This is a genomic window from Streptomyces sp. NPDC024632 (genome assembly GCF_055559175.1).
Genome location: NZ_JBVHLD010000001.1, coordinates 355,899 through 365,401, shown reverse-complemented (window position 1 = coordinate 365,401; position 9,503 = coordinate 355,899). Strand labels below are relative to the sequence as shown.

Here is a 9,503-nt window from a genome sequence, read left to right as displayed (position 1 = left end):
GGGGGGAGGGGGGAGGGAGGGGGGGGGGACATGGGGGTGCTGGGGGGCGGGGTGGCCCCCCCCCCCCCCCCCCGTCCCCCCCCCCCGCCGTCGTCATGCCGTACCGCGCTCACAGCGAGCCCAGCGTGACCTCCACGGTCTTCGCCGCCCCGTCCTGCTCGTAGCCGACCCGCACCTTGTCGCCCGGCTTGTACGAGGCCAGCGCCTCGGTCAGCGTCTGCGCCGTGGTGATCGGCGTCGAGCCCAGTTTGGTGATCACGTCGCCAGTTTTGAGCCCGGCCTTCTCGGCGGCGCCCCCTTTGGTCACCGAGACGATCGCGGCGCCCGCGGGCTGGAGCCCGTTGTCCACGACGCCGCGCACGGTGATGCCGAGCGCCGCCCGGCCGGAGTCCACGACCTTGCCGTCCTTGATGATCTGGCCGGCGATCCGGGTGACCGTCGAGGACGGGATCGCGAAGCCGATGCCGGGCGCCGAGCCGCTGCCGAGCTGCGGGTCGGTCGCGGCCAGCGTGGGGATGCCGATGACCTGGTTGGCGAGGTTCACCAGCGCGCCGCCGCTGTTGCCCGGATTGATGGACGCCGAGGTCTGCACCATGTCGGGGATGGTCGCGCCGGTCCCGCCGCCCGTGGCGCCCTCGCTGACGGTGCGGCCGGTCGCCGACACGATGCCCTCGGTGACGCTGCTCGACAGCCCCAGCGGATTGCCCATCGCCAGCACGATCTGGCCGACCGCCACCTTCGAGGAGTCCGCGAAGCTCGCCGGGTGCAGACCGCTCGGCGGCGACGACAGCCTGATCACGGCCAGGTCCTCGGCCGGGTAGGTCGCCACCAGGGTCGCGGCCAGCGCCTTGCCGCCGGTGGCCAGATTGACCTGGAAGCTCTTCGCGGTGCCGACCACATGGGCGTTCGTGACGATGTCGCCCTTGTCGTCGTACACGACCCCGGAGCCGAGGTCGGAGTTCGTCGTGATCTGCACGACCGACGGCAGCACGTTCTTCACGGTGTTCTCGTACGACGTCTGGAGGTCGTTGCTCCCCGACGAGGACGTGTCGGCCGCGGGCGCCACCGTGGCGGGGGCCGACCTCGCCGCCGAGCCGGAGTCGGAGCTGCAACCGGAGGCCAACATCGCCGTCGCGCAGACGGCGGCGGCGCCGGGCAGCAGGAACCGGGTGCGGTGCCAAGGGGTACGCGATCCACTCATGCCTGAATTGTCACGTTTGAAGCTGCCCCTGACCCGGCCCGCACGGCCAAACGGGTCTCGCCCCCGCCGGGACACCGTCCTCCGCCCGGGCCTCCCCGCGGGACCTCACTCGGGCCTCCACGCGGCCATAACGCGGACCTCCGTACGGACGCCTTCACGCAGGCGCGGTCAGCAGCGCACGCCGCACAGGTGCAGCAGCGCGGCCACCGCGCGGTACGGATCGGTCCGCCCGGCGGCCTCCTCCGCGTCGAGCAGTTGGGCCAGCTCGTGCGGGTCCTGCGGAGGGCGCGCGCCGTCCGGCGCGGTGTCGGTGAAGACCCGCACCCCGTACCACGCCTGGAGGGGCACACCGATCCCGGCGAGCGTCGCCGTGAGGCGTTCGCGCCGGTCGGCGCGGGTGGTCAGGCCGAGCCGGTTGGTGTAGCCGGTGGCGCCGACCGCGCCCAGGGCGCCCGACCAGTCGCCGAGCAGCCCCGGCCGCATGGCCAGCGCGTCACCGTTCCGCACGAGCAGCGAGAGCAGGCCGCCGGGGGCCAGCACCCTGGCGAGCGCGGCGAGCAGCGGCTCGGGGTCGGGCACGTACATGAGCACGCCGTGGCAGAGCACGACGTCGAAGCAGGCGGGCCCGAAGTGGCGGCCGGTCTGGCGGCCGTCGCCGCGCAGCAGCGCCATCCGGTTGCGTACGTCCTGCGGCTCGGCGGCGACCGCGGCCCGCAGGGCGGTGAGCATCGCCGGGTCGGACTCCAGACCGGTCACGATGTGGCCCGCGCGGGCCAGCCGCAGCGCCTGGGTGCCCTGGCCGGGGCCGATGTCCAGCACGCGCAGCGACCGCTGGTGCCGGGCGTGCGCGCCGCCGCTGGGCGGGAAGTGCGCGGTGAGGCGCTCGTCGAGCTGGCGCGAGACCAGCTCCTGCCTGACGGTGTTGCGCAGGCCGTCGAGCCCGGCCAGCCAGTTGCCCGCGCCGCCGGAGAAGCCGCCCGCGCCGGGCGGCTCCGCGGCGGGAGCCGGGGGCGGGACGGGCACACCGGCGGCCGGAGTCCCGAAGCCGTACGCGCCGCCCGGATACGCCGACCCGTACGGCGTCACCGCGCCGAAGGACCCGGCGGACGGGTCGTCCCCGCCCGGAGCGGGCGGACCGAAACCGGCGGCGTCGGCCGCCCTCGCGTCGTTCAGGATCCGCCGCCGTTCAGAGCTGGTCGCCGCGCTGCACCTGCGGCTTGGGCAGCCGCAGACGGCGCATCTGGAGGGTGCGCATCAGCCCGTAGGCGACGGCGCCCTTGTGGCTCTTGTCGGGGAGCCGCTTGCGCAGCTGCTGGCGCAGCCGGAACGCGGTGACGAACGAGTCGACCACGATCGCCACGATCACGACCAGCCACAGCAGCAGCGACAGGCTCTGGAGGGAGCCGATGATGCTCATCACGAGGATCAGGACCGCGACCGGCAGGAAGAACTCGGCCACCCGGAACCGCGAGTCGACGTAGTCGCGGGTGAATTTGCGCACCGGCCCCTTGTCCCTGACCGGCAGATACCGCTCGTCGCCACCGGCCAGCGCCTGGCGCTGCTTGGCCATCTCGGTGCGGCGGGCGTCGCGGGCCTGCCGCGTGGCCGCCTTGCGGTCGGTCGGCGCGGTGACGGCCTTGCGGCGCTGGCTCTGGGCCTCACTGCGCTTCGGAGTGGGGCGACCCTTGGGAGCCTGCGGGTCACGTACCTGGTCCTCGATCACCGCGGTGGTCGAGACCTGCTCATCTTCGGAACGACGTCGGAACACACCTCCAGGTTACGTGGTTCCCGGGCCCGGCCCCAGCCCCTCACCTACTCCTTGGGCCTGAGGTCACCGAACCGTGATCGTCCCTACGGATGACCGCATCCGCACCCGAACAGTGCGGTAATGGAACCAGGGCCCGTAGGCTGGGGTCTGTAGAGGTGCTGAGGCATGCTGGAGCAGTTGCCGGAGAAGGGGGCGCGCGAGGCCCATGAGCGGTGTCATGAAGCGGATGGGACTGATTTTCCGCGCGAAGGCCAACAAGGCCCTGGACAGGGCCGAGGACCCGCGCGAGACGCTCGACTACTCGTACCAGAAGCAGCTCGAACTGCTGCAGAAGGTACGGCGGGGCGTGGCGGACGTCGCCACCTCCCGTAAGCGGCTCGAATTGCAGCTCACGGAGTTGCAGAAGAAGTCGTCGACCTACGAGGACCAGGGGCGCAAGGCGCTGGCGCTGGGCCGTGAGGACCTGGCCCGCGAGGCGCTGTCGCGCCGGGCCGCCCTCCAGCAGCAGGTCGCCGACCTGGAGACGCAGCACACCACGCTCCAGGGCGAGGAGGAGAAGCTCACGCTCGCCTCCCAGCGGCTCCAGGCCAAGGTGGACGCCTTCCGCACGAAGAAGGAGACCATCAAGGCCACGTACACCGCGGCCCAGGCGCAGACCCAGATCGGCGAGGCGTTCTCCGGCATCTCCGAGGAGATGGGCGACGTCGGCATGGCGATCCAGCGTGCCGAGGACAAGACCGAGCAGCTCAGGGCCCGCGCGGGCGCTCTCGACGAGCTGCTGGCCTCGGGCGCGCTCGACGACCCCAGCGGTCTGGCCAAGGACGACATCCAGTCCGAGCTCGACCGTCTCTCCGGCGGCAGCGACGTCGAGCTGGAGCTCCAGCGGATGAAGGCCGAGCTGGCCGGCGGCAGCGCGCCGCAGGCGATCGAGGGCGGGCAGGGCGGTCAGGCCGCCAAGCCCGAACCGCAGGACACCCCGCGGTTCGACAAGCAGTAGGTCTCACCGGCAGGAGGTCATGACCGGCGGTAGGTCGTGACCAGCGGTGGATGTGGACTGCGGTGGACGTGGACAGGACGCGCGCCGCAGGGGTACGCAGGACAGGCAGGCTCGGCCGCCGGGCGGCACGTCAGCAGGGTTACGGAGGAGGCCGTCATGATCGTACGGATCATGGGGGAGGGCTAGGTCGGGCTCGACGAGAGCCATCTCGGCGAGCTGAACAAGCTGGACGACGAGCTGCTCGCCGAGGTCAGGAACGGGGACGAGGAGGGCTTCCGGCGCACGCTGGGCGCGCTGCTCGACGCGGTCCGCCGCTTCGGGGAGCCGGTGCCCGACGACTCCCTGGAGCCGTCGACACTGATCCTGCCGTCGCCGGACGCGAGCCTCGAAGAGGTCCGTGAACTGCTCAACGACGACGGACTGATCCCGGGCTGAGGGCGGGGCACCGGGCGGGTACGGGGCGCGCCGGGCTTCCCGTACCGTTGCCTACCGTGCAGTATCCGCTTCCGCCGAGGAATCCTCTCGTGGGCCCCAGCCGCTGGCTGCGGGCGCATCAGGGGACGGCTGACGCGGGTCTCGCCGCCCTCGTCTTCGCGGTGATCCTGGCCGGCACGGTGGCCGGGATCCAGACGTACCGGCTCGGCCTGGTCGACACCGCGCTCGCGGCGCTGGCCTGCGGGTCGCTCGTCCTGCGCCGCCGCGTCCCGTGGGCGGTGCTGGTCTTCACCTGTGTGCTCTCCGCGGTCTTCATCGCGCTGCGCCCGGTGGACGGCCGGATCCCGGTGATCTTCGCGGTGGCCCTCGCCCTGTGCACCGTCGCCGCCCGCACCGACCGGCACACCACCTGGGTGACCGGCCTGCTGGTCAGCGTCGGACTGACCGCGCTGGCCATGTCCTGCGGCCCGGGGCCCTGGTACGGGCAGTCCAACTTCGGCGTCTTCGCCTGGACGGGCATGGCCGCGGCGGCCGGTGACGCGGCCCGCAGCCGCCGCGCGTACGTCGCCGCCGTCGAGGAACGGGCGCTGCGCGCGGAACGCAGCCGCGAGGAGGAGGCCAGACGGCGGGTGGCGGAGGAACGGATGCGGATCGCCCGCGAGCTGCACGACGTGGTCGCCCACCACATCGCCCTGGTCAATGTGCAGGCCGGGGTCGCCGCGCACGTCATGGACAGCAGGCCCGACCAGGCCAAGCAGGCCCTCGCGCACGTCCGCGAGGCGAGCCGGTCCGCCCTGCACGAACTGCGCGCCACCGTCGGCCTGTTGCGCCAGTCGGGAGAGCCCGAGGCGCCGATGGAACCGGCGCCGGGCCTCGCCGTCCTCGATCAGCTCCTCGACGGCTTCCTGCGCGCCGGGCTGCGCGTCACCGTCGAATGCGCGGTCGACGGCCACGAGGTGCGCGAGGACGCGCGTGCCGGGCCGGGGGAGCGGGGCGGGAGCGCGGCGGACGACCCGGCCGTGCCGCCGCTGCCCGCCAGCGTCGACCTCACCGCGTACCGCGTGATCCAGGAGTCCCTCACGAACGTGCAGAAGCACGCGGGCCCCGGCGCGGGCGCCGTCGTCCGCATCCGCCGTGAGCCGGGCGTGCTCGAAGTCGTGGTGGACGACGACGGCGCGCCCGGCGAGGCCGCCTCGCTGCTGCCGTCCGGCGCGCTGCCGGGGCCCCGGCGCGGCAGCGGTGCAGGCGGTACAGGCGGTACGGGCGGCGCGGGCGGTACGGGGGACGGCGGCCCGCCGTGTCCCGCCGATCCGCACGACGGCGCCCCCGGCGGCCACGGCCTGCTCGGCATGCACGAACGGGCCAGCGCCCTCGGCGGCATGTGCCGCACCGGCGCCCGCCCCGGCGGCGGCTTCCGCGTCTGGGTCCGGCTCCCGCTCTCCACGCCCCCGCACCCGGCCGCCGCCCCGGCCGTCCCGCCGCGCGCCCAGGGGAGCGCCGGATGATCGGCACCGGCCGCCTCGCCGACGAGCGCGCGCGGGGACCGCTGCGCGTCGTCCTCGCCGACGACCAGGCCCTGCTGCGCGGCGCGCTGCGCGTCCTGGTGGAGTCCGAGCCCGACATGGAGGTGGTCGGGGAGGCCACCGACGGCGCGGAGGCGGTCGAACTGGCCAGGACCGCAAGCCCCGACGTGGTGCTGATGGACATCCGGATGCCCCGTACCGACGGCCTCGCCGCCACCCGCGAGATCACCGCCGACCCGGAGCTGACCGAGGTCGCGGTGCTGGTGCTGACCACCTTCGAGGCCGACGAGTACGTGGTGCAGGCGATCCTCGCGGGGGCCGCGGGCTTCCTCGGCAAGGGCGCGGAGCCGGAGGAACTGCTCGGCGGCATCAGGACGGTGGCGGCGGGGGACGCGCTGCTGTCGCCGTCCGCCACCAAGAGCCTGATCGCGCGTTTCGTGTCGCAGCAGATCGACGCCGGGGTCCGTACGGTCGCCGGTCTCGACGCGCTGACCGTCCGGGAGCGGGAGGTGCTGATCGAGGTGGCGGGCGGGCTGTCCAACGCGGCCATCGCGGCGCGCCTCGGCGTCAGCCCGCTCACCGTCAAGACCCACATCAACCACACCATGGCCAAGCTCGCCGCCCGCGACCGCGCCCAACTGGTCGTCGCCGCCTACGAGTCGGGCCTGGTCCGCCCCCACCCCCGCTGACCGCGCCCCCCCTGCCGGGCCCGTCGTCCGCCCCGCCACCGCCCGCCCCGCCACCGCCCGCCCCGCCACCGCCCGCCCGCCCGCAGCGGAGCCGCCTCGTCAGACTCCTCAGAGGAAGGTCTCCGAGGGGATGTACGGCATCGGCGGGCGCATGCCGCGCAGGCAGACGAATCCGGCGTTGGCGATCTCCAGGCCGGCGGCGATCCCGACGTCCAGGGCCCAGTCCTGCTCGGCGGTCAGCCGGTCGACGCGGGCGGTCTCGCCCTCGGGGACGCTCAGCAGCGCGGCGGTCAGGAGGCGGGAGGCAAGACGCCGCGAGGTGGCGGCGATCAGCTCGACGCTGCCGCCGCGCAGGTAGCAGTAGCCGCTGCCCGCGAGGTCGTCGACCACGAACAGCCGGTGGTGGCGCAGCAGTTCCTCGTGGTCGGCGCCGTGCGCGCCGCCCCGGGTCCTGCGGTCGAGGGAGTCCAGCAGGTCGCGGTGGCGGGCGGTGCCCTCGTGCACCGCGCCGTCCGGCGGCTTGAGACCGGCCGCGTCCACCGGGCCCGTGAGCCGCATCGCGGGGTGCAGCGTGAAACCGGCCCTGCGGTACGTACGGGCCGCCACCGGGTGCCGCGAGCCGCAGATGATGCCGCGCAGGCACGCCCTGCCGTGCACCAACGCCCGCGCGAGCAGCGCCTTTCCGACGCCCTTGCCCTGCGCGCCGGGCACCACGGCCAGCAGCGACAGGCCCCAGGTGCCCTCGCGCCGGGTGGACAGCGCGACCCCGACCGGGCCCGCCGTCCCGTCCTCGATCAGCCAGCAGCCGCCGGGGTCGCTGCGCGCCAGGTGCCGGGTGGTGCTGTGCTGTCTGGCGATCTCCGCGGCCGGTAACGGCCCTTGCGGCGCCTCGCCCTTCAGCACGTGCGAGGCGCCGAAGGCGGCGGACGAGATCACCCGCACGACTTCGGCGTCCTCCTCGTCGTCACGTACCGGTCGAAGGATCACGCGTCCATCATCGCGCCGCGCGTTACGGCAGGGCCAGCATCTGTTCCAGTGCCAGCTTCGCGAAGTGCTCGGTCTCCGCGTCGACCTGGATGCGGTTGACGAGCTTGCCGTCGGCCAGCGACTCCAGCGTCCACACCAGGTGCGGCAGGTCGATCCGGTTCATCGTCGAGCAGAAGCAGACGGTCTTGTCGAGGAAGACGATCTGCTTGTCGGGGTGGGAGTTGGCGAGCCTGCGCACCAGGTTCAGCTCGGTGCCCAGCGCCCACGCGGAACCGGCGGGGGCCTCATCCAGCATCGTGATGATGTGCTCGGTCGAGCCGACGTAGTCCGCCGCCGCGACCACCTCGTGCTTGCACTCGGGGTGCACCAGGACGTTGACGCCGGGTATCCGGGCGCGGACGTCCTCGACCGACTCCAGCGAGAAGCGGCCGTGCACCGAGCAGTGGCCGCGCCACAGGATCATCTTGGCCGCGCGGAGCTGCTCGACGGTCAGACCGCCGTTCGGCTTGTGCGGGTTGTAGACGACGCAGTCGTCCAGCGAGAAGCCCATGTCGCGTACGGCGGTGTTGCGGCCGAGGTGCTGGTCGGGGAGGAAGAGCACCTTCTCGCCCCGCGAGAAGGCCCACTCCAGCGCGCGCCGGGCGTTGGACGAGGTGCAGATGGTGCCGCCGTGGCGGCCGGTGAAGGACTTGATGTCGGCGGAGGAGTTCATGTACGACACCGGCACGGTGACGTCGGCCACGCCCGCCTCGGCGAGCACGTCCCAGCACTCCGCGACCTGCTCGGCGCTGGCCATGTCGGCCATCGAGCAGCCCGCGGCGAGGTCGGGCAGGATGACCTGCTGCCGCTCCGAGGTGAGGATGTCGGCCGACTCGGCCATGAAGTGCACACCGCAGAAGACGATGTACTCGGCCTCCGGCCTGGCGGCGGCGTCCCGCGCGAGCTTGAAGGAGTCGCCGGTGACGTCCGCGAACTCGATCACCTCGTCGCGCTGGTAGTGGTGGCCGAGGATGAAGACCTTGTCGCCGAGGCGGGCCTTGGCGGCGCGGGCGCGCTCCACCAGGTCCGGGTCGGACGGTGCGGGCAGGTCCCCGGGGCACTCGACTCCGCGCTCGCTGCGGGGGTCGGACTCCCGGCCGAGCAGGAGGAGTGCGAGAGGCGTGGGCTGTACGTCCAGCGGTTGCGTCGTGGTCACGGGCCCGTAGCCCTTTCTTTGCAGCGCAGACCTTTTCGTCTACTTGACGTTATCTATGATAGCCCGTTCGTGTCAGATTGACGATGCCGGTTTCGTCAATGTGACGCATTCGCTCTCACCGCTCCCCGCGCCCTCCCTCGCCGCCGCCGCGGTGTGCGAGCATGGAGGGGAATAAGTCGTAGCGGACCTCGACACGCACGGAATGAATCCGCGCGGTTGCCGGTTAGCAGTCGGTAGCCAGCAGTCCGTACAACCCGGGAGAGAAGCACATGACGGTTCAGGACGAGACCACCACGACGGACGGCATCCTCCTGTCCGACGCTGCCGCCATCAAGGTGAAGACCCTGCTGGAGCAGGAGGGCCGTGAGGACCTCGCTCTGCGCGTCGCCGTCCAGCCCGGTGGCTGCTCGGGACTGCGCTACCAGCTCTTCTTTGACGAGCGCTCGCTCGACGGCGACGTGGTCAAGGACTTCGGCGGCGTCAAGGTCGTCACCGACCGGATGAGCGCCCCGTACCTGGGCGGCGCCTCGATCGACTTCGTCGACACCATCGAGAAGCAGGGCTTCACGATCGACAACCCGAACGCCACCGGCTCCTGCGCCTGCGGCGACTCGTTCAGCTAACCGGTCCGGGGGGGGGGGGGGGGGGGGGGGGGGGGGGGGGGGGGGGGGGGGGGGGGGGGGGGAAAGCGAGCCCCCACCCCGTCTT

The 9,503-nt window shown here is 72.9% G+C and carries 9 protein-coding genes and 1 pseudogene; 5 read left to right on the top strand and 5 right to left on the bottom strand.

Going from position 1 to position 9,503, the window contains the following annotated elements:
• Positions 1 to 109: 109 nt before the first annotated feature.
• The 3 genes from ACZ37P_RS01620 to ACZ37P_RS01610 all read right to left on the bottom strand — a co-directional run bounded on the left by ACZ37P_RS01620 (position 110) and on the right by ACZ37P_RS01610 (position 2,969).
• The gene (locus tag ACZ37P_RS01620; RefSeq protein ID WP_401303867.1) at positions 110 to 1,201 is read right to left on the bottom strand and encodes a S1C family serine protease; all 1,092 of its coding nucleotides are present in this window, start codon (positions 1,199 to 1,201) and stop codon (positions 110 to 112) included.
• Positions 1,202 to 1,369: 168 nt separating this feature from the next.
• On the bottom strand, positions 1,370 to 2,149 hold the full coding sequence (locus ACZ37P_RS01615; protein WP_467344612.1) for a class I SAM-dependent methyltransferase: 780 nt from the start codon (positions 2,147 to 2,149) through the stop codon (positions 1,370 to 1,372).
• A gap of 238 nt (positions 2,150 to 2,387) precedes the next feature.
• Complete coding sequence (locus ACZ37P_RS01610; RefSeq protein ID WP_355334304.1) at positions 2,388 to 2,969, bottom strand: DUF3043 domain-containing protein; 582 nt, start codon at positions 2,967 to 2,969, stop codon at positions 2,388 to 2,390.
• A 205-nt stretch (positions 2,970 to 3,174) separates the two neighbouring features.
• Between ACZ37P_RS01610 and ACZ37P_RS01605 the strand changes: the two genes are divergently transcribed.
• From ACZ37P_RS01605 to ACZ37P_RS01590, 4 genes and pseudogenes are all read left to right on the top strand, one after another.
• Complete coding sequence (locus ACZ37P_RS01605; protein WP_355334301.1) at positions 3,175 to 3,966, top strand: PspA/IM30 family protein; 792 nt, start codon at positions 3,175 to 3,177, stop codon at positions 3,964 to 3,966.
• Between the two features lie 156 nt (positions 3,967 to 4,122).
• Positions 4,123 to 4,401: pseudogene (gene pspAA, locus ACZ37P_RS01600) on the top strand (PspA-associated protein PspAA).
• A gap of 89 nt (positions 4,402 to 4,490) precedes the next feature.
• On the top strand, positions 4,491 to 5,906 hold the full coding sequence (locus tag ACZ37P_RS01595; RefSeq protein WP_467344277.1) for a sensor histidine kinase: 1,416 nt from the start codon (positions 4,491 to 4,493) through the stop codon (positions 5,904 to 5,906).
• Positions 5,903 to 6,613, top strand: a complete 711-nt coding sequence (locus tag ACZ37P_RS01590; protein WP_467344275.1) for a response regulator transcription factor — start codon at positions 5,903 to 5,905, stop codon at positions 6,611 to 6,613. Before ACZ37P_RS01595 ends, ACZ37P_RS01590 begins: the two co-directional genes overlap by 4 nt.
• Before the next feature lie 108 nt (positions 6,614 to 6,721).
• Here the strand turns inward: ACZ37P_RS01590 and ACZ37P_RS01585 are convergent, their stop codons facing one another.
• Positions 6,722 to 7,600 carry a GNAT family N-acetyltransferase gene (locus tag ACZ37P_RS01585; RefSeq protein ID WP_355334294.1) on the bottom strand — a complete coding sequence of 293 codons (879 nt, stop codon included), beginning with the start codon at positions 7,598 to 7,600 and terminating at the stop codon, positions 6,722 to 6,724.
• A 22-nt stretch (positions 7,601 to 7,622) separates the two neighbouring features.
• Positions 7,623 to 8,795 (bottom strand): quinolinate synthase NadA, encoded by a 1,173-nt coding sequence (gene nadA / locus ACZ37P_RS01580; protein ID WP_355334291.1) that lies wholly within the window; start codon positions 8,793 to 8,795, stop codon positions 7,623 to 7,625.
• Positions 8,796 to 9,064: 269 nt separating this feature from the next.
• Here nadA and ACZ37P_RS01575 point away from each other — a divergent pair, with 269 nt between their 5' ends.
• Positions 9,065 to 9,418: a HesB/IscA family protein gene (locus ACZ37P_RS01575; protein ID WP_188281477.1), complete on the top strand. Its 354-nt coding sequence runs from the start codon at positions 9,065 to 9,067 to the stop codon at positions 9,416 to 9,418.
• Positions 9,419 to 9,503 lie beyond the last annotated feature (85 nt).

What these genes read in the sequence shown, in the direction of transcription:
- ACZ37P_RS01620 (WP_401303867.1), bottom strand. Translation starts at nt 1,201, where the DNA reads ATGAGTGGATCGCGTACCCCTTGGCACCGCACCCGGTTCCTGCTGCCC.
- ACZ37P_RS01605 (WP_355334301.1), top strand. Translation starts at nt 3,175, where the DNA reads ATGAGCGGTGTCATGAAGCGGATGGGACTGATTTTCCGCGCGAAGGCC.
- ACZ37P_RS01590 (WP_467344275.1), top strand. Translation starts at nt 5,903, where the DNA reads ATGATCGGCACCGGCCGCCTCGCCGACGAGCGCGCGCGGGGACCGCTG.
- ACZ37P_RS01575 (WP_188281477.1), top strand. Translation starts at nt 9,065, where the DNA reads ATGACGGTTCAGGACGAGACCACCACGACGGACGGCATCCTCCTGTCC.